Annotated in this window: 11 protein-coding genes; 4 read left to right on the forward strand and 7 right to left on the reverse strand. The window is 65.3% G+C overall.

The annotated features are described in order from the left end of the window. Window positions 1-9: 9 nt before the first annotated feature. Complete coding sequence (locus tag QPC17_RS09245) at window positions 10-1,110, reverse strand: App1 family protein phosphatidate phosphatase (RefSeq protein ID WP_062612752.1); 1,101 nt, start codon at window positions 1,108-1,110, stop codon at window positions 10-12. Between the two features lie 199 nt (window positions 1,111-1,309). Continuing rightward, a complete protein-coding gene (locus QPC17_RS09250) occupies window positions 1,310-2,227 on the reverse strand; it encodes a GntR family transcriptional regulator (protein ID WP_285347273.1) in 918 nt (305 codons plus the stop codon). 202 nt (window positions 2,228-2,429) lie between these two features. Here QPC17_RS09250 and QPC17_RS09255 point away from each other — a divergent pair, with 202 nt between their 5' ends. The 3 genes from QPC17_RS09255 to QPC17_RS09265 are packed head-to-tail and all read left to right on the forward strand — an operon-like array spanning window position 2,430 to window position 6,174. After that, window positions 2,430-3,926 carry a sugar ABC transporter ATP-binding protein gene (locus QPC17_RS09255; RefSeq protein ID WP_285347274.1) on the forward strand — a complete coding sequence of 499 codons (1,497 nt, stop codon included), beginning with the start codon at window positions 2,430-2,432 and terminating at the stop codon, window positions 3,924-3,926. Further along, window positions 3,923-5,074: an ABC transporter permease gene (locus QPC17_RS09260; protein ID WP_285347275.1), complete on the forward strand. Its 1,152-nt coding sequence runs from the start codon at window positions 3,923-3,925 to the stop codon at window positions 5,072-5,074. The genes QPC17_RS09255 and QPC17_RS09260 overlap by 4 nt, the downstream gene beginning before the upstream one ends. Beyond that, on the forward strand, window positions 5,071-6,174 hold the full coding sequence (locus tag QPC17_RS09265) for an ABC transporter substrate-binding protein (protein ID WP_218837028.1): 1,104 nt from the start codon (window positions 5,071-5,073) through the stop codon (window positions 6,172-6,174). The genes QPC17_RS09260 and QPC17_RS09265 overlap by 4 nt, the downstream gene beginning before the upstream one ends. Before the next feature lie 43 nt (window positions 6,175-6,217). Here the strand turns inward: QPC17_RS09265 and QPC17_RS09270 are convergent, their stop codons facing one another. Continuing rightward, window positions 6,218-7,411 (reverse strand): carbohydrate kinase family protein, encoded by a 1,194-nt coding sequence (locus QPC17_RS09270; RefSeq protein ID WP_068538887.1) that lies wholly within the window; start codon window positions 7,409-7,411, stop codon window positions 6,218-6,220. A gap of 1,112 nt (window positions 7,412-8,523) precedes the next feature. Between QPC17_RS09270 and QPC17_RS09275 the strand changes: the two genes are divergently transcribed. After that, window positions 8,524-9,882, forward strand: coding sequence for a family 4 glycosyl hydrolase (locus QPC17_RS09275; protein WP_276787477.1), 1,359 nt, complete (start codon window positions 8,524-8,526; stop codon window positions 9,880-9,882). Window positions 9,883-9,974: 92 nt separating this feature from the next. On the opposite strand, the gene QPC17_RS09280 is transcribed toward QPC17_RS09275, so the two are convergent. The 4 genes from QPC17_RS09280 to gnpA form a co-directional block, all read right to left on the reverse strand. Then, on the reverse strand, window positions 9,975-14,816 hold the full coding sequence (locus QPC17_RS09280) for a family 20 glycosylhydrolase (RefSeq protein ID WP_285347276.1): 4,842 nt from the start codon (window positions 14,814-14,816) through the stop codon (window positions 9,975-9,977). A gap of 229 nt (window positions 14,817-15,045) precedes the next feature. Next, window positions 15,046-16,524: a galactose-1-phosphate uridylyltransferase gene (locus QPC17_RS09285; protein WP_285347277.1), complete on the reverse strand. Its 1,479-nt coding sequence runs from the start codon at window positions 16,522-16,524 to the stop codon at window positions 15,046-15,048. Continuing rightward, window positions 16,521-17,615 (reverse strand): phosphotransferase enzyme family protein, encoded by a 1,095-nt coding sequence (locus QPC17_RS09290; protein WP_068538883.1) that lies wholly within the window; start codon window positions 17,613-17,615, stop codon window positions 16,521-16,523. Before QPC17_RS09290 ends, QPC17_RS09285 begins: the two co-directional genes overlap by 4 nt. After that, window positions 17,615-19,777 carry a 1,3-beta-galactosyl-N-acetylhexosamine phosphorylase gene (gene gnpA / locus QPC17_RS09295; RefSeq protein WP_285347278.1) on the reverse strand — a complete coding sequence of 721 codons (2,163 nt, stop codon included), beginning with the start codon at window positions 19,775-19,777 and terminating at the stop codon, window positions 17,615-17,617. Before gnpA ends, QPC17_RS09290 begins: the two co-directional genes overlap by 1 nt. Window positions 19,778-19,795: the final 18 nt, after the last annotated feature.

Here is a 19,795-nt window from a genome sequence, read left to right on the forward strand (position 1 = left end):
GCGTGTCACCTACCGGAAGCGCTCCACCTGACCCAGCAGCGCGTACCCGTCTTCGCCGCGAATGATGGGGACGCCGTCGTCCTCAAGGTCCGACTCCTCGCGGTGCAATGCCGTGGCCTCCGTGGTGCCGTGGGAGAGCACCTGCTCCACGGGGTTGAGCGTGCGTAGCGCGATACCGCGAACGCGGCGCGGGTAGGCGCGGGCGAGCTCGTCGTAGATGAGGGGGTCGTGCTGACCGTCGTCGCCCACCAAGTACCACGAGATGTTGGGGAACATGATGAGCAAGTTGCGCAGCTGGGTTTTCTTGTGTTCCTGGCCGGAGCGGAACAGGCCGGTGGGGGTGGGGCCCCAGTCGGTGAGGAGCATCGGGCCGATCGGCAACGCGTTGTGCTGGATGAAACTCAGCATCGTCGAGTAGACGTTCCACGCGCCGGTGGACAGGTAGAAGACGGGCGCGTCCGGCGTCGGCTCGAGGAGGGCGTGGTAGAAGTCGGCCATGCCGGGCACGGGCTGGCGCATGTCCGTGTGCAGGACGAAGGAGTTGTAGGCCGCGAGCATCGAGCGGGGTAGCCAGGTGACGACGATCGTGTCGTCGATGTCTGAGATCAGGCCGGTGGTGACCTGGTTCGCCACGATCATCACCGGCGCCGTGATCGGCTCGCCCGCGGCCGGGGTCAGGGTGGCTTCGTGCCAGCCGGGGGCGAGGCCGTGATCTTCGATGAGGAGGTCGACGTAGCCGGAGCGGTCCGTGCGCGTCTTAATCGTGCGGTTGCCAAGCTGCACCGTGACCGGGAGGAAGCCCACCTGCGTGGTGAAAAACTGGCGCCACCCGCGCTGGGCCTTCTCCGCGTTCTGCGTGGCGAGTTTCGCCAGGCCGGACATTTGCGGGGAGGTCAGCGAGTGCATCGACTTCGGCAGGAAGGGAAGCTTGAAGGGCTGGGAGTCGTTGGGGTCGGCCATCGTAGCGCGGGCTAGCACCTTCGCCGCGTGCACCGAGCCCCAGCCGGCGTAGCCGGTCAGCCGCGGCTCCCATCCGCGCTCGCGCAAGCGCACGGTGTTGCGCCTGTTCGCGCCGTCTTCAAAGTTGCGGACCACATCAGCCAGAGCCATAGCTCCAGCCTACAAGGGTCGGGCTGGCAGTGCGAGGGCGGCGGCAATGCGAGGGCGGGGTGCCCGACAGAAGTCGTGAATATACCGGCTGGCGATTGCTATGTGGGCGAGGTCGCTTTCAGGTTCACGAGTTGTGTCGGCGCCGCTGGGAACCAGGGCTGGGGACGCGGATTATCGGCGCCCGGCGCGGCCCACCCGCCTACGCCTGGGCGAACACGGTCGATTCGTACCTATACAAATCTGCTCGATAGATATGGAACCCCCACTCGATGATGTGCCCGCTGGGGTCGAAGGCGGTGCGGTCGATGGTGAGGACGGGGTCGCGCAGGGAGATGGCGAGCAGTTTGGCCTCGCGCCGGTCGGGGCGTTCGGCGCCGACAGACTGCGTGGTCGACGTCGGCTCCACCCCCGCTTCGCGCAGCAGCTCGTACAGCCCGTGATCCTCGAGCTTTTCCCGCGGCGGGGTGATCTTGGCGGGCAGCCAGTTGTAAAGGATCGCCACGGGCACGCCGTCGCGCTTGCGTAGCCGCTCCAGCTCCACGACCGGCGTGTCGATCGGTATGCCCAGCTGTTCGGCGATGGCGTCGGTGGCGCGGCGGTGGTTGTAGTTGAGGATTTCGGTGGTGGAGGCGTGCCCGGTCGCCTGTATCTCCTCGTGCAGGGACGGCAGGCGCATGAGCTGCCGCTTCGGCTGCGGGGCCACCACTGTCCCCACCCCACGACGCCGCAGCAGGAACCCCGCATCCACCAGGGTCTGGAGCGCCTGGCGGGTGGTCGGCCGCGAGACGTTCAGCCTCCGCGACATCGACACCTCATTTTCAATCCTCGTCCCCGGCAGTAGGTGCCCCTCGAGGATCGCGCGCTTGATCGGTGCGGAAATCTGGGCGTGGAGCGGCTGGCTGGAGGTTCGGTCAAGCACGACGGTGGGCTCCCACCTCACGCCCGACGTCCGGCTGCTCGCCTCCAGGCTGCCGACGCCGCCCTGCCCCGCGGAGCCTGCGCCGCCCGCGCCCCGGCCCGCCGATCCTACGCCGGCCGCACTTGCCCGGTCCGAGCTCGCAACCACCGAGCCATCCGCGCCCGCCGCCCGCGCCTCGGCGCGCTCTGCGTCAGTCATCTGAGCTCCTTCCTGCGATGTGTCTCTCAGCCCATTCTAGCCGCACGGTGAGACGCTCCTAGAAAACGGCTTTGTCATGACATAGAGTAGACTATGTTCGTGAATGAGCCGCGCTCCGGCGTGCCTTAACCCGCATGATTCCATACAAATGTGGTGTTGAGGCACCTCCGCTTCGCAGCTCGCCTAAGTTGGGATGTGTTATATGCTTCTCGAAGCGCGCTCGATCTCGAAGCGCTACCCGGGGGTGCAGGCGCTGGACGGCGTGGACTTTTCGCTCCGCGCGGGCCAGATCCACGCGCTCGTGGGCGAAAACGGTGCGGGTAAGTCCACGCTGATGAAGATCCTCGGCGGCATCGAGCACGCCGACGCCGGTCAGGTGCTGCTCGACGGCCAGCCGGTCTCGATCGCCGGCCCGCTGGACGCCCAGCGCCGCGGCATCGCGCTCATCCACCAAGAGCTCAACCTGATGGCTGACCTGAGCGTCGCCCAGAACATTTACTTTGGCCGCGAGCCGCGCCGGGGTCACTTCATCGACGACGCCGCTATGGCGGCCGGCGCCCGCGGCATCCTGCTAAGGGTGGGTCTGGACATCGACCCCACGATCCGGCTCGGCACCCTGACGGTCGCGGGCCAGCAGATGGTGGAGATCGCGAAGGCGTTGTCGATGGACGCCCGGATCCTCATCATGGACGAGCCCACCGCCGCGCTGTCGGAGCACGAGGTCACCCAGCTTTACGCCATCGTGCGCGAGTTCATCGCGGGCGGCGACCGCGCCGTCATCTACATTTCGCACCGCTTGGAGGAGATCCGGGAGCTGTGCACGCAGGTCACGGTGTTGCGCGATGGCGTCATCGTCGCCTCCCACCCCACCGCGGACCTCACGCGTGAGGACATGATTGCCCTCATGGTCGGCCGCGTCATTGATACCTCCCACCGCCCGGACCCCCACCCGGGTGGCGAGCCGAAGTTGGAGGTGCGTAACCTGTCGGCTGGTTTCGTGCGTGACGTGTCCTTCATTGTCCGTGCGGGCGAGATCTTCGGCCTGGCCGGCCTGGTGGGGGCGGGCCGGACGGAAACCGCGCGGGCGATCGTCGGGGCGGACGGCAAGGAGGCGGGCGACGTCGTCGTCGCCGGAAAGGCCCTGCTCGCCACCACGGTGGAGGAGGCCGTGCGTGGAGGGATCGGCTACCTGTCGGAGGACCGCAAGCATTACGGGCTGCTGCTTGAGCAGTCGCTGACGCAGAATGTGGCGTTGCCCTCGCTGGCGCGGTGGTCGCGGCACGGGGTGGTGGATGACTCGTTCGCTGGTGAGGTGGCCGAGCGCTCGGTGGATGACCTGGCGATTGCCACGCCGTCGGTGGAACAGAAGGTCAAGGCGCTCTCGGGCGGGAATCAGCAGAAGGTGGTCATCGCCAAGTGGGTGGCCCGCGACTGCGACGTCCTCATTTTCGACGAGCCCACCCGCGGCGTGGACGTGGGTGCGAAGGATGACATTTATCGGCTGATGGAGTCGCTGGCGGGGGAGGGGAAAGCCATCGTGGTCATCTCCTCTGAGATCGCCGAGCTGCAGCGCGTGGCGCACCGGATTGGCGTCATGTGCCAGGGCCGGCTGACCGGGGTCCTCGACAACGCCGAGGCCACGCAGGAGAACATCATGGATTTGGCAACGCGTTTCGTTGCGGCAGAAGGAGAAGCATGAACGGCAAGGTCGAATCGGCTGTGAGGCCCGACGACGACGGGCGCACGGCCCGCGCTGCCAGCGCGGCTGGTGCTGGCGCGGGTAGCGTCGGGGACGTGGGCGCGGCTGGCACGGGCGGCGTCGTGCACGCCGGCGAACGCGGCGGGATCAAGGTGCGGGAGCGTCGGAAGGTCGGCGGCGGGTTGCTCGGCCGGCTGTATGCGAAGCACCCGGCGCAGGTGCTGATCGTGGTGTCGGAGCTGGTGCTCGTGGCGGTTTTCGCGGTGGCGAGCCCGTACTTTCTGGACCTGGGCAACATGTCGGCGCTGCTGCTGGACGCGTCGGTGTACATCCTGCTGGCGCTCGGGCTCACGTTCGTGATTGCCACCGGCGGCATCGACCTCACCCCCGGATTCGGCATGGCGTTCACCGGCGTGATCGCGGCGCTCGCGATGACGAAGGTGGGCGGGCCGATGGGGCTGGCTATTGCGGCCGGCGTCCTCGCAGGAATCTTGGCTGGGCTGGTGCTCGGCGTCGTGAACGGCTTCCTTGTGGCGAAGCTGAACATGCAGCCGATGGTGGCCACGCTGGCGATGATGCTGGTGGCGTGGGGTGCGGCGCTGTCGATTACGGGGACGTCGTCGATCCCGCTCAACGATTTTGGGCCGTTCTTGGCGCTCGGCAACGGCAAGACCTTCGGGCTGACGAACGCGATTTACCTGTGCATCTTGGCGGCCGTGGTGGCGCACTTCCTGCTCAAGCACACGCTGATCGGGCGGTATGCGCTGGCGATGGGCTCAAACGAAGAGGCCACCGAGCTGTCCGGCGTCAACGTCCAGCGCTGGAAGTGGCGCGTGTATGCGCTGGCCGGCACGTTCACGGGCCTGGCGGGGGTGCTGATGGCGTCGAGGTTGGCGTCGGGCAAGCCGGACGTGGGCCAGTCGTATGAGATGTATGCGATCGCGGCTGCCGTCCTGGGTGGGGCGTCGCTGCGCGGCGGCAACGCCTCCGTGTTCGGATCGGTGGTGGGCGCGATCCTCATCGCGACCATCCGCAACGGCGCCGTCCACCTCGGCATGTCTGACCAAAACCAGAAGATCGTGCTCGGCATCATCGTGCTCATCGCGGTGTTTGTGGACGTGCGGAGGAAGCCGAAGGCGGCGGCATGAGAACGTTGAAAGGAATTATGTGCCGGGGTGGCGTGGTGGGCGCGCCGCAGGCGGGACCCGCGGCGCGCCCGTCCGGCCAACGCCAACACCGGGGCCAGCGGCCGCGCGTGAGCCGCCACCCCCGCCGCCCCTGGATCGTCAGCGCGCTCGCGGCCCTCACCACCGGGGCGGCCCTCACCCTGGGGCTGACCGGGTGTGCGGGCCTGGGCGAACGCGTGTCGGGGTCGAACGGGCGGATGGATATCGCTGTGGTCGCCAAGGGGTACGCGAGTCCGTTCTGGGCCGCCGTCAAGGCCGGTACGATGGCCGCCGGGCAGGACCTGGGGGTGAACGTGACGTTCTCCGGGCCGGACACGGAGTCGGACGTGGTGCGGCAGGTGGACCAGATCAACCTCGCCCACGTCCAACACCCTGACGCGTTCGTGTTCGCCGCTCTCGACTCCTCCGCGTCCGTCATCGCGTTGCAACAGTTCGTGGACTCGGGCATCCCCGTCATCGCGTTCGACTCCGGCGTGCCCGGCTCCGATATCCCCGTCTCCACCGTGGCCACCGACAACCGCGCCGCCGCCGCCGAGGCCGCCAAACACATGGCCGAGCTGCTCGGCGGGGAGGGCAAGGTGGCGGTGCTCGCCCAGTCCTCGACGTCTGTCACCGGCACTGACCGACGCGATGGCTTCATCGGCTGGCTCGCCGCCAACGCCCCCGGCGTCGATGTGGTGGACGTCCAGTACAACGATTCCGACCAGGCCAAAGCCGAACAGCAAGCCGCCGCGATCCTCCAGGCTCACCCCGATCTCGCCGGTATGTTCGCAACCGACGACGACGGCGCCGTTGCCGCCGCGCAAACCGTGCGCCGCACCGAGCGTGACGTGCAGGTGATCGGGTTCGACTCCGGTGCGGTGCAGATCGGGCTCATCCGCAAGGGTGTGATGGCTGGGGCCGTCACGCAGAACCCGTATCAGATGGGGTACATCGCGGTGGAGAAGGCGGTGGCCGCCGCCAAGGGTGAGGAGGTCGAGCCCGAGATCGACTCCGGCTTCTACTGGTACGACGCCACTAACCTCGACGACCCCGACATCCAGAAGGCGGTCTACGACTAGCGGGGTGCGGGGCAGCTAGCCGGCGGTGCCGGGCGGCCGGCTGCTAGTCGCCGGCGTAGGCGGCCGCCACGGCCGCCGGGTCCGGGATTGTCGGCCAGTCAGTGGGGCCAGCACCGAGGCGGGCGGATTTTTGCGGGACGATTTCGACCTCATCTACGTATATACGAAGATACGGCCCAAATCGTCCCGTGAATTCCGGTTCGCGGCCGAGGCTCGGCTCGCCTGGCCCCGCCGTGTCGGTGGGGAGGGCCCAGCGCAGTTGGCCCGACACGGCCCATTCCCGCAGGTCAGCACGGGTGGGCGCCGCCGCCGATCCCCCAAGCCGCTGCACGGTCCACCCCGCCACCACCTGGCCGAGAACCACGGCCTCGAGTAGTTTGGCCCCGCGGGCGAGTGCACGCACGAGCCCGGCGGTGAAGGAGTCGCCCGCGCCGGTGGTGTCTTTTGCCTCCACGTCGATCGCCGGTAGCTCGATGACGAGCGCGCCCGGCCCACCGGCGCTAGCCCCAGCCGGGCCACCCAGCGCATGATCCCTTGTCAGCACGCACGTGGGCCGGCTGGCGATCACTACCCCGTCCCCGCCGCAGGTCACGACCACGGTGGGCACCAGCTCCAGCAACCGCCGGGCGGCTTCCCGCACGTTCCCCGCCCGCGTGTAGGCGAGGGCTTCGGCGGCGTTGGGGACGAAGATGTCGGCTTGAGCCAGCGGGTCGAGGTCGGCGCGATCCCAGCGCCCGGTGGGGTCCCAAGCCGTGTCTGCCACGACCACGGTCCCGGCGCCCCGTAGCCGCTTCAGGCATTCGAGGTTCCGCGCCAGGTAGTCCACCGACGCCACCACGAACCCCGGCGCCGCATCCGCCAGGCCGGCCGGCAGGTCGGGGTAGGCGCCGTCCCCGTACGTGGTGAACGCCCGGTCGCCGTCCAGCACCTGCGCCACGGTCACGGATTGCGTCCCCCCGCGCGTGGAGCCCGCCAGGCCCACGCCTTCCTCGGCGAGCACCTCGGCCACCCAGCGCCCGGCCCTATCCGCGCCGACATTTGTCACTACGTCCACGTTCAGGCCGAGCCGTGCGCACGCGATCGCCTGGTTCGCCACGCCGCCAGCCATGACGGCGCCGCCCGCGACCCACTGCTCTTCGCCGGGCCGCGGGGCGTGCTCGAGCCCGAACTGCACGACGTCCAAAAACAGCGGCCCCGCCGCCACCACATTAGCTACAACCTCAGCCTTTTCACCCATACCCCCAGCCTACCCGCGCCCTCCGACAATCGCCGCGCCCTGCCAAATGTGGGTCAAATCTTGGCGTGTAGTAGGCGAGAACAAGACCATTGCTCTCTTTTGAAAACCTTGTAGCGGCGAAACCTCCGGTGCTACGCTATAAGCACTAAGTCATTGGTATCAGCGCAACGGTGCGTTGGAGATCAGTCGACTTCATTTGTAGCTCCCGTTACGGTTCAGCCGTCAAGTCGATCTGTGTGCATAGTGTCGACCATTTATCATTTCGTTTTGGCGACATTCGACAACAATAAGCAGCGTTTTCATGTCGTCATCGTCGATTGTACGTCGAGGCTTAGCAAGCCTCGCTATTGTTATGCTTCTTGCGCCAACAACCGCAGTAGCTCATGCGCATGCAACCTCTGAAAGTGCGGAGATTTCAGCAAGCGCTCACTCAGTCGAGCTCACCGAAGAGGAGAGAGCTTCCCTTATCGGCGAGTTTGCGTCCTACGGCGTCAACGAGGAAGTAGCTGCTGGGCTACTAGATAAGCTCCAACAAGGGTATCTCTTGGACTCTATGAAGCCTGACGCTGTTCCCGTATCCAGTGTGGAAAGTGTTCATGGAACAGAAATTGAGGTAATCGAACGGAATACGGGCGTGGAAGTACATGGGCAGAGAGAAGCACCAGCGTGACTCGGCTAGAAAAAGTCATCAAGACCAGATGAGTCACCAAGTTGACGGCTGAAGACCGTTGAGGAGCAGAAAAGTGGGCTGTCTCTATGGGTAGCCCTGCGCCTTTGAGGCAACACGGCGACGTGCCCGGCGTCTTCTACCAAGGTGGAATGCGCCGGGCACACGCATGGTGAAGCCGTACTTCTTGATCAAGCCGTTGAAATTGTAGCTAAAGGCTGAGGCGGGGATCTTCTTCGTCCTTGGTGACTGTCCTGTTGTGGGGATGCGGACGGCAGGGACTCACGAGTCGCTGCGTCCACAGCGCTCGACGCCTCCTCGCTGACAACGCTCTTCTGGCCCGCAAAGAACCCTCGGGATCGGCCTCCAGGGCGGTTACCTCGAACCGCCCACCGTGCCATTGGCCCTGGTAGCTCGCTAGGCTTGGATCCGAAAGGAAGGCATCATGAAACTGACGTTGATCGGCGGGGGCGGCTTCCGCGTCCCGCACGTGGCATCCGTGTTCCAGGAGGACTCTCCGGTGCACCTGGACGAGCTATGCCTGTACGACATCGACCCCGCCCGCCTTGCCATTATGCGCAACGTCCTGGTCCAGCTGGGACTGGCGGAGGCGATCGGGTCCGTGACCACGACGACGTCGCTATCGGATGCCGTCCGCGGCGCGGACTACGTCTTTTCCGCGATGCGCGTCTCAGGGGCATGCGGGCGCGTGATCGATGAGCGGGAGGCGCTGTGCCGCGGCGTACTCGGCCAGGAGACGGTGGGAGTCGCCGGCTACGCCTACGCGTTCCGTCAAATCCCGGAGGCCCTCCGCCTCGCCCGCGCGGTCGCCGAGCTCGCGCCCAGCGCCTGGGTCCTGAACTTCACGAACCCGGCTGGTGTCATCACGCAGGCGATGCGGACGATTTACCCGCGCGTTGTGAGTATTTGTGACACCCCGATCGGGCTGGTGCGCCGGGCAATTCACGTGCTTGGCCTGGAGGAATCCACGACCACCTACGACTACGTCGGCCTCAACCACCTCGGCTGGCTGCGCTCGATGACGTCGAATGGCGTTGACCACCTGCCACGCCTCCTAGCAGACGATTCTCTTCTGGCCCGGATGGAGGAAACCCAGGTCATCGGCGCGGACTGGATTCGTGCGCTTGGGCACATGCCCAACGAGTACCTGTATTACTACTACAAGAATCGGGAAATCGTGCAGCGTTTGCGCCACGGTCAGACTCGTGGCGAGTTCCTCGTTAAGCAGCAGGGGCGCTTCTACGAGTCAGCGGAGGCGAATCCGGGCCGGGCGGGCGAGGTGTGGCGTGCCGCCGACGCCGAGCGTGACGCTACGTACATGGCCGAGGCGCGCGAGGCGGGTGAGGGACGTCCCGAGGAGGGGATCGACATCGGCGGCTATCCGCGCGTCGCTCTGGAGTTGATGAACGCGCTGAGCAACGGCGCGACCTCCCAGTTCCAGATGATCCTTGGCGTGGGTAATTCCGACGACGAGTCCGGCCGGGGGTTGCTCGTGCCCGAGCTTCGGGCCGACGCCGTGGTAGAGGTTCCGTGTGTCGTGGATGCGAACGGTATTCACCCCCGGCGTCCGGAGCCGGTGACGGGGCCCGAACTTGGGTTGATGACCTCGGTGAAGGCGTGCGAGGAGTTGGTCATCGAGGCTGCGCTCAAGGGGGATCGGGAGATCGCGTGGAAGGCGTTGGCCAGTCACCCGCTTGTTGACTCGATCGATGTGGCTCGTGAGGTCCTGGATGCCTACATCGCGCGCAACCCCGATGTGGCCCGCGTGTTCGCCCAGGGGTGACGCACGCAGAAAGCGGGAAATAGTGCTGGATTAGTGTTGCATGTGCAAAGGGGGCGCCGGCCGGCCCCCGCGGGGGCCGGCCGGCGAGGCATCTATCCGATCATCGCGATCGAACTCCACCCATGGCCCGCCTCCTTCGCTGGGCCCCAACCACTACCGGTGTTGTGGTAGCTGAAGAGCTTGCCATCGTTTCGGATGCCGACGAGGTCCAGGCGCCCATCACCGTCCGTGTCGCCGGGAACGGTCACGTGGGTGAAGGCATCCCACCCGTGACCGATGCGATCCGCGAGGCTGATGTAGCCATCGGAGGAGCCGGCGTAGAGGTAGAGGCCGCCGTCGCGTCCTGTCGCGATGACATCCGATACGCCGTCGCCGGTGAGATCTCCGGCTGACATGATAGAGCGCATGTCTCCCCACGAGTGGCCAATCTTCGTCCCTGAGTGCATACCCGAGGGGGTGAGCACGTAGCGGTACAGATCCCCGCTGGGAACGTGACGTGCCACGACGAACTCGCTTCGCGACGAACCGATCCTGCCGACGTAGGCGAGGTTGTCCAGGTTCGACCAGCCGTGGCCTGCCTGCTGCCCGCGGGTGAGAAAGCCATCGCCTTGCGAGTTGTAGAAGAAGGCACGCCCGTCGTCGAGAGTCACGAGCATGTCCGCGCGCCCGTCGCCGTTCATATCCGGGATCGGAGCCATGGAGGCGAAGTTCTGAGCGTCGCAGGACACGACACCCTTGCCAGCGAACTTGCCGTTTCCGAGGCTCGGGTAGAACCGGAGATGACCGTCGGCGTCGATCGCCCACAGGTCCGCGAAGCGATCGCCGCTTGCTTCGCCGAGTCGATCAGTGGCCTTCGCCGGGGTTGACGGCCTGTCGATCGTCTCGCACACCGGATCGGCGGGCTCGTCCGGAACGATGGCCTTGTCGGGGAACTGGTGTGTCCACGTGGTCTGCGCCTGGGGATCAAGTGTGATGCCGTCCGCGAGTCCGTCCTTGAGCTGCGCGCTCATCTGCGCGACGTAGCCCGGCTCGACAGAGTGAGTTCCGGGGGAGAGGAGCGTCGATCCAAGAAGGTAGTCGACGTACTCCGACTCGGGAACGGTGATGGTCAGGTTCTCATCGTCCCAGGTCGGCTCGTCCGGGACGATCAACGTTTCGAAGGTGTGAACCCACGGGATGAACTTGCCGTCGTTGTCGTAGAAGGAGTCGCTGAAGTAGTAGCCGTCAGCGGGCTCGGCGGTCACGACGAGCGTCGAACCGGCTTGTCCTTCGTGGCTGCCCGGCGTCACGGGCGCGCCGTCGACGAGGTAGGTGACGCCCTCGGTGGCGGGGATGGTGTAGCTCAGGCCGTCGTAGGTCGGCTCCGCGGGCTCAACGAGGGTCTTCGGTGCGCCCGTGCCCCGAATGACCTGAAGCTCGCCGGCAGACATGACGGTTGCGTCTGTGACGCTCGGCTGAGCGTTGAGGCCTTGGAACCGGAGGTACTTGGCCTTAACGCCGTCAAGCGAGACCAATTGGCTCTTGGTGGAGTCCTCGAAGGATCCCCTTGCGACCGGTTCGCCCCAACCTGCCGGGTCGGATGGCATCTCGTTGGCCGCGTAGATCTCGTAGTCCTTGACGCGACCGTTGACCTGACCCTGCCTCGGGGTGTAGACGAAGCCGCACAGGTCTACCCCGTCCTCGCCAACTTGCAGGTCGATGTAGTGGGGGTAATCGGGGTGCGAGTTCTGCCACGCGGTGTGCCAGAAGGTGGCGGGGTTGCCGTCAACGGCTGCCTCCTTAGGCCCGTTGGGGGCTCGCTCGCCAGTCAGCTCCTCCGAGGATGCGCCCACCGCCGTCGGAGATGTTGGCAATCCGCAGACTGCCGAGATAGTGGCGCGGACGTTCGCGCTCTGCTCGCCGGCGGTGACGTTGAAGACGAACTCCGCTTCGCCTCGATACCAGTCAGGCTTGACCTTGAAGGTCACGTCCTTCGCTTCGCCGGCGCCGATGGTGTCGATGGTCTGAGCGCCGGGGGTGATGAGCCAGCCGTTCTTCACGGGAGGCTTCACGACGACTTTGGTGAGGTTGGCGTCCGTGCGGTTGGTGATCGTCACGGTCATGGTGGCCGCCCCGGCGTCGTCGGCGGAGGGGTAGGCGGTGAGGGGGTTGGCGGCGACGGTTGCGGTGAAGGTGCGCGTTGAGGGCTCGATCTTCCACACGTCGTCCGTCATGTCGCCGGGCAGCTGGACGATTTCGCCGGCAGCGGGCTTGGTGTCCTTCTTGGTCCCGTTGAACTCGACGAAATCGATGTGCTCCTCGGCGCCGGTGGCGACTGCCAGGCGTTGGAGGGTCACGGCGTTGACGATCTCGAAGGAACCGTCGCCAGTTGTGAGCAGCATCCACTTTTGCGGGTTGCGCTCGGCGTAGCCGCTGTTACCGGCCTGGTTGCCCGTGTAGATCTTGGACACGTCCACGCAGGGACGGGCCTCGGGGCGCGCGCCAACCTGGGTCACCGTGGAGAGGTGCTTGTAACCGGAGACAACCGACAGACACTGGTTGGTCGCCATGTTCTTCAACTGGTAGTAGTGGTCCGGCGTGGAGGTCAGCGTCCATTCGTCTCCGTCCCCGAGCGAGGCGTTACCCGCGAGTTGGAGGGACTTGCCGGCCGGCTGAGAGATCGTGTAGACGCCGTCCTCAAGCGGCTTGCGGTTGATGTTCTCCCACATGGGCGAACGTTCGATCTTGTCGACGCGCTTCGCCTTGAAGTCCGCGTAGGTCGGGTTATCGGAGGGGTTTCCTCCGCTCCACGTGATCTGTGCGATGTAGCGCATCGCCTCGTAGACGTCGAGTTCGACCTCGTTTTCGGTTTGCTTGACGCCGTTGTCGGGCCAGATCGAGAGCTTGGCGCCGAGGATGTTGTCGGTCTTAGACACGACGCCGTCGCGGCCCTGGAAGATGTTGACGTCGAAGTTCGGGTCGTTGTACAAGAAGGCCGGACCGTTTGCCTGGATGGGGTAGGGGGTGGCCCTGGCGAAGTAGAGTTTGAGGTTCGCGTTGACCAGCCGGTAGCCGTCGTTAGCAAGCTCGTTGGCTGAGCGTCCAGATCCGAGCCAGTGCTCGACTACGATGTCCTTGTCGAGCGTGACGGCGTGGGTGGCGACGATTCCGTCGTTCCAGATGCGCAGCGTCTTGCCTTTGGCCTTGACATAGCTGTTGATGTCGTTGATGAAATAGGTGAAGGCGTCGGCGCCGGTAGCCTGACTATTGCCGGTGACCTCCCTGGCGTAGCGGGCCAGTTGTGGGTAGGTGGCGTAGCTTGCCCCCATGAGGTACTCGTCGGCGCCCATGTGCCAGTAGTTGGTGGAGAAGACGCCGTCGTACTCGTCGATGAGTGTCTTGTAGAACTCCACGGCTTGCGGGTTCGTGATATCGAGGCGATCGACGCTACCGTTGCCGGCTTGGTCCTTCAGTTGGAACTGGGGGAGGTTCTCCAGCCAGATGTTCATGTGGCCGGGGGAGTTGATCTCGGGGATCACGTCGATGCCGTAGGAGTCGGCCTTCTCAACAAATGCCTTCACGTCCTCGCGCGAGTAGTACGAGAACGTGTTCGCGGCCGGGTAGGCGTCCGACTTAAGTTTCATCTCCATGAGGATGGAGTTGAGCTTGAGGTCAGCCATCTCATTGAGGAAACGCTCGATCCACTCGGTGGAGAAGTTGATCTGGCAGGCGCACAGCGTGACGCCGCGCTCCTTGTAGGTGGGTGTGTCCGTCACCGATCCGGCGGGAAGGGTCAGACTCTGGCGGAGCATTTGGGACAGCGTGCGGGTTCCCCAGAATGCCCCGCGCGCTGTGGCGGCCGTGATCGTGACGCCCGCTGGTTGGATGGAAAGGGTGTAGCCCTCCTCGCCGAGGCTTTCCTTGTGGGTGTCGTCGATGACGATCTCGATCCCTGTCCCGTTAGTTGTTCCCGTGACGGAGTCGCCGTTGGTGTAGGCATTGAGTTCGTCGACGAGAAGCTGGGCGCTGCTGGCGAAGGTGTCGGGGCGAACGACTGTCACGTCCTGCGTGGCAGTCCAGGTGCCCTCGGAACGTGCAAACTGTCCGGTCAGGGAGGGGATGGTGGCCGGGATGGGCATGCCCTCGTAGCTGAAGTCGTAGCTAACGGACTGGTCGCCGAAGAACGTGTAGCCATCTCGAGGGGTGGCGGTTACGGTGGTGGCGCCGTTGTTGAGGGTGACGTCGCCCGTGACGATCGCGCCGTTGATCTTGTAGTCGACCCCGGCGATGGTCGGCACAGTGATGCTCGCACCGTTCTCGCTCTGGATAGGCGCGGTGGGGGTCACGATGGTGGCGCCGGCCTCGGTGTGGCAGGAGCCGATGAGGCGAATGTCGCCCACGGACGTCAGGTTCTGGCTGTTGACGAGCGCGGAGAGCGCCTTCAGGGTGACGAACTTGCCGGTTGCGGGCCCCTCAAAGCGGACGACCTGCGCTGAGTCCGTGTTCTCGAAGGTGCCGCTAGCGACCCGGGTGGTGTCGGTGAAGCCGGCGCCATCCTCGATGGGGCTATCCGAGACATGGATCTCGTAGTTGCCGACGATGCCGTTGTGTTTACCGGTTCCACTGCTGCCCTGCCGCTGGGTGTACTCGATGCCCGTGAAAGAACAGTCGGCGATCTGCGCACCTGGGAATGTGCCCACGGAGATCCAGTGGGGGCCGGGGGTCTCGGTATTGCCCACCGACCAGTTGGTGTGCCAGTAGGTGGTCGCAACCCCGTCAATCGCCTTAGCGGCGGGACCGTTGCCGTTGGGCTCCTGAGTTTCCTCCGAATCCGCATACCCGACGTACAACTGGTCGGGGCCGCCGATGAAGGTGTCGGTTGTGTCGGCGGTTGCGGGTGGGGCAGTGAGGGTACCGAAACCGCCTCCCGCCACGACGACGAGTGCAGCCGACACTGCGGCGATAGCTCGCCTAGACCATGATCTGCTTGTGCCTATCACATGTGCTCCTTTGCTCGATGTGGTTGGTTGGTCTTAACGATAATGGTTGGTCGTCGACAGTGACGACGGTCCGCCGTGGCCAGTTACGTCTGTGCCCCTGTGCAACATCGAAGTGACATAGGGGCACAGACGCGAGCGGCCGGCGTGATCGCCAGGCTAAACCTCATGGGATGTGCTTCGAGACCTATCGCTCCTCGAAGCCATGGTCGAGGAGCCAGGCCAAGGTCTGCTCCTTGTGCTTGAACACTGCCGTGTTATCGAGGATGCGCTCGCAGATGCTGCCTAGCTCGTCGCGGATGGCGGCGTCGATTGCGGCGCGGTCGGTGGAACCGGACAGGGCCTCCTTCGTCTCGTCGAACAGAAGGCGGAACGGTTCGAGGTCGGCTGGGAGGTCGGCGCCGGATTCGATCGCGTCCGCGATCAGCGCCAGCTCCGAGTCGAGGCGGCCGGGCAGGATGAACAAGCCCTGGGCCTCGATGAGGCCGATGGATTCCTGCTTGACCGCATGGAATTCTGGGTGGGCGTGAAACACACCCGCCGGGAACTCCTCGGTCGTAACATTCGACCGCAAGATGAGGGACATTTCGTATCCGCGTTCGGTGCGAATCACCGTGGGGGAGGTGGCGGAATGAACGCCCTCATCATCGCGGGCGATTATTCCTAGCTCCGGATTGGAGTAGGACACCCATGCGTCGTGGATCTTCTCGCAGACGGCTACCACGGTCTCCGCGTCCGGGCTGACCACCCGAATGGCGGTGTTGTGCCAGTCGAGGATCTCCACCCCGGCATCCGGATGGTCCGGGTCTTGGACTTCCTTCCACGTCTTCGCGGTGTGCATCGGCAGGAGCTCCCCGCCGCCCTGGTAGTGGTCGTGGCCGAGCACCGAGCCGCCGATCCGGGGCAGTGCCGCGTTGCAGCCGATGAACAGCGAGGGGTACTGGTCGACGAAGGAGATGAGCTGACGGAAGGCGTCGGCGTCCACGTGCATCGGGGTGTGAAGGGTGTTGACCGCGATGCCGTGCTCGTCGAGGTAGCCGTAGGGGGAGAACTGCCAGAACCAGTCCTCCGTGCCCATTTTCAGCGGCACCGTGCGGAGCGTGAACTTGGCCCGGCCCGCGAAGCCCTCGTTCTCATGGCAGATCGAGCAGCGTGGGTAGCCGCCGGCCACCGCGTTTCCCGCCGCCGCTTTCTTCGGGTCTTTGAACTCGGGCTTGGCCTTGTTGATCGTGACGATCAGGCCGCGGGTTTCGAAGCGCGGGTTGCGGTCAAGCACCGCCCGGCGCACGTAGTTCGAGCGGATCGAGTACTCGTAGAGCCACGCCATCGCGGCGTCCCCGCCTTCGGCGTCGCGCACTTGCGCGAAGCGCTCCTGTAGCTGGGAGGGGATGAGTGTGAGGTAGCCCATCGCCTGGTCGCAGACGGCGTCGGCCTGGTAGTCCTCGATGAGACCCTCGGCGGCCAGCGCCCCCGCGAACTCGGCCAGCAACGCGTCGGGCCGCACGTGCTCGGCCCCGCGCGCCCCGGTCGGCTCGTAGGAGTTGAGCCCGAACATGCCAAAGATCTGGTTGCGCGCCCAGTCCTCGTTGGCCGCCCCGAGCTCGAGGTGGGCCCGGGCGTAGTCGACTAGGGCGTCGATCGCTTCATACACGCGGCGCAGAGTCATTGTTCTTCCTCGCTTTCTAGCGCGCGGCGCACGATCGCATTCATTTCATCCATCTTCTTTTCGATGTCGGCTACCAGCGCCAGTTGGGTGCGGGCCCGCTCCAGGTTGTGAGTGGGGTGCTTCGTTGCGAAGTACACGTCGCCTTCAAGGTAGTCGGTGAGGAATCGCATGCCGCATTCAAGGGTGAGGAGCTTGACGGAGAAGGCTAGCAGCTCGGATTCTTTCTCCGTGATCGCGTCGCCCAGGGTGCTGACGAATCCGCGGCAGTACGCCTCGAATAGCTCGAGGTTGATCCCCATGTTGGCCGGCTCGGGGTCGTCCTCGTCCGTGGTGGCGGCCCCGGTGCGCAGTGCGTCGCCGAAGTCGTACAGCATCGAGCCGGGCATCACGGTGTCGAGGTCGATGATGGCCCGCGCCTCGTGCGTGGTGGCGTCGAACAGGATGTTGTTGATCTTCGTGTCGTTGTGCGTCACCCGGTAGGGCAGTTTACCGGTGCTGAGCCGGTCGGTCACCACGAAGCAGTCGAGTTCGCGCCGCATGTAATCGGCGATCTCGGCCCGCGCGCTCTCGGCCCGGCCGGCGATGTCGGCCTCCACGGCCGCCGCGAGGTTCGCGAACCGGCGTGGCGTGTCGTGGAAGTGCGGGATCGTCTCGGCAAGCTGGGTGGCATCAAAATCGGCGAGGTCCTTTTGAAACTGGCCGAATGCCGCGCCGGCGGCCCGCGTCACGCCCGGGTCGTCCACCACCGAGTACGACACCGTGTGCGGGATAAAGACGTACAGCCTGTACGCGCCGTGCGCCCCGGCGTCGTGAAACAGCTCGCCCTCGACCGTGGGGATCACGGTCAGGGTCTCGCGTCCCTTGGCGGCCACGAAGCGCGTTACGAGGTCGATGTTGCGCATGAGGCTGGCCGGGTCGCGGAAGATCTCCGTGTTGAGGCGTTGCAGGATGAACACCCCACGGCCGGCTTCCACCCGGTAGGTGTCGTTGATGTGCCCGTCGCCCCACGGCTCCAGGTGGGTCACCTCGCCGATGTCGAAGTGACCCAGCACCTGCTCCAGCACGTCGGGCTTGAGTTCCTTGGCGCCCATCAGTCCTCGTAGTCCTTCCACAGGATGCCCGAGCCCTCCAGCTCCACGTCCACGCGCTCCCCGCCTGGCAGCGCCACGGTGGTTGCCTGCGGCTGGCCGGTGTTGTTCACGACGGCGTAGCACCGGCTTGCGGGGAAGTAGGCCACTTCGCAGTCGGGGTTGGAGCTCGACCATTCGGCGTAGTGCTCCTCCGCGCCGGCAACCCAGAACAGGATGCGCTCGAGCAGGCGGGCGTTCGTGGCTGAGTAGGGCAGGCCAGACAGGTACACGCCGCGGCCCTTCCCGTAATCGTTGGCGGCCAGCTGGACCTCGCCGCCTTCGGCGCGCAACACGGCCGTGTCCTGGGAGATCGGGAACGTGTTCGTGATCGTCTCACCGAAATCGAGCGGGGCTTCGAACTCCGCCGTGATGAAGTGATCCTCGGTGGGCTCGGGCCAGTACTTGTCCACGTTGAGCGAGCGGTAGATCTCCTCGTCCACGCCCAGCACGTCGGCCAGCTGGAAGAAGCGGCCCTGCCGGTCGATCGCGGTGGGCTGGCCGACGCCCACGAAGCCCTTGCCGCTGCGCACCCACGCGCGGATCGCGGAGACGAGGGCGGGGTTGGCCCAGGCGTCGCCGCCCGAGTAGGAGGTGGCGGCGGGGCCGGCGTTGATAATGACGTCGACGTCGTCGGGCACGCCGCCCTCGAGCACGTCCGCGAACGAGATGAACCGGACGTTCACGCGCATACCCGAGATTGCCTCGAGGATGCCGTAGTAGTTGCGGTTGTACTTGTTCGGCAGCGCGTGCGCGACAGTGAAACCCTGCCAGGAGCGCTGCTCGCCCCACGCGTCAAGGAACGCGACGGTTAACTGAGGCTGCGCGCCCACGCCGCCCGAGCGGTCGTAGATGTCGCGGAACTCGTCGGCAATGTGGGCCACGGCCTCCACGAAGGTCGGGAACTTGTTCGCCAGCGACAGGTAGCCGCCGTAACCCATGCGCTCCAGCGGGGAGCGCAGGATTGCGCGGCGGGCCTTGCGCCAATTGTCCCACGCCTCAATCGAGGGGTCTGCCCCGTCGTAGAAGCTGTCCGGGAAGAAGTAGGGAAGGAAGCGACCTTCGTGGTATCGCACGCCCTTGATGTCCGCGATCATGCGGGTGGTGGTGCCGTCGCCCACCGAACCCACGATCGCGTCCATGCCCAGGTCCGGGTATTCCTTCGAATACGGCTCGGTGCCGATCCACTGGTCGCCAAGGAACATCATGGCTTCCTTGCCAGCGGCGTGGGTCAGATCGACCATGTGCTTAATCATGTGCTGGACCGAGTGGAAGGTGAAGTCCAGCCAGTCGCGCTGCGGCTTGCCGGGGTTGACGAACGACGAGCCGTAGCTACCGGCGTCGACGAAGTCCTCCGGGCGCATCCGGTAGCCGTACTGTTTCTCGAAGTCAGCCAGCGCCTGAGCCGAAACGGTGACTTGGAATCCCGTCCAGTCCACGATCTTCTCGCGCCGAAGGTTGTTGAAGATCAGCGTGAACTGGTAGAAGAACGTGGTGAAGCGGACGACGTCGACGTGCGGGTTGTCCGCCAACCATTTCTCCAGGGTCTCGTACATGAAGTCACGGACCTCCGGGTGGCGCGGATCGAAGGCGATCTCGTGCTCCTTGTCCCCCCAATCGTTCGTGATGTGGTTGTACATCTGGACCGGATCCCAGATGACGTAGGCGAGGAACGTCACGGTGTACTCGTGCATCGAGGTGGCCCCGGTGATCGTGACGCAGTCCGTGGTGGCGTCGTAGCTCCACGACGCCGTGGGCAGGGTCTCGCCGGACGTGCGGTCAATGACCTCCCAGTACTGGGCCGGGTCGTCGTCGTGATTGACCTGGAGCTGCTCTTCAAAGTAGGTGGCCAGCAGCGGGATGGTGACGGATTCGCCCTCGGCAAGGGTGCGCTCCGAGAGCAGGTAGACCTGCGGGACGTACCTCATTCTGCCGACCATAAACTCGTTATGGCCACGGGTGGGGAAGTAGGCCGAGTAGACGCGCTTGCCCAAGTCCAGGACGTCATGGTCAAGCTGCGTGCCGTCTGAGTTGCGGACGGCGTCAGCGCCCCAAAGTTCGGCGAGTTTCTTAGATTCTTCGAAGAAGTTTTCTTCGGTCGGCATGGTGAAGCGGCCGTGTGACATGGTTTCTCCGTGAGGTAG

Source organism: Trueperella bernardiae (genome assembly GCF_030246965.1).
In the GTDB taxonomy this organism is placed as follows: Bacteria; Actinomycetota; Actinomycetes; order Actinomycetales; family Actinomycetaceae; genus Trueperella; species Trueperella bernardiae.

Bases quoted from the DNA above. Each gene is read 5' to 3' on its own strand.
- QPC17_RS09245 (WP_062612752.1), bottom strand. From the start codon at position 1,110: ATGGCTCTGGCTGATGTGGTCCGCAACTTTGAAGACGGCGCGAACAGG.
- QPC17_RS09250 (WP_285347273.1), bottom strand. From the start codon at position 2,227: ATGACTGACGCAGAGCGCGCCGAGGCGCGGGCGGCGGGCGCGGATGGC.
- QPC17_RS09255 (WP_285347274.1), top strand. From the start codon at position 2,430: ATGCTTCTCGAAGCGCGCTCGATCTCGAAGCGCTACCCGGGGGTGCAG.
- QPC17_RS09260 (WP_285347275.1), top strand. From the start codon at position 3,923: ATGAACGGCAAGGTCGAATCGGCTGTGAGGCCCGACGACGACGGGCGC.
- QPC17_RS09265 (WP_218837028.1), top strand. From the start codon at position 5,071: ATGAGAACGTTGAAAGGAATTATGTGCCGGGGTGGCGTGGTGGGCGCG.
- QPC17_RS09270 (WP_068538887.1), bottom strand. From the start codon at position 7,411: ATGGGTGAAAAGGCTGAGGTTGTAGCTAATGTGGTGGCGGCGGGGCCG.
- QPC17_RS09275 (WP_276787477.1), top strand. From the start codon at position 8,524: ATGAAACTGACGTTGATCGGCGGGGGCGGCTTCCGCGTCCCGCACGTG.
- QPC17_RS09285 (WP_285347277.1), bottom strand. From the start codon at position 16,524: ATGACTCTGCGCCGCGTGTATGAAGCGATCGACGCCCTAGTCGACTAC.
- QPC17_RS09290 (WP_068538883.1), bottom strand. From the start codon at position 17,615: ATGGGCGCCAAGGAACTCAAGCCCGACGTGCTGGAGCAGGTGCTGGGT.
- gnpA (WP_285347278.1), bottom strand. From the start codon at position 19,777: ATGTCACACGGCCGCTTCACCATGCCGACCGAAGAAAACTTCTTCGAA.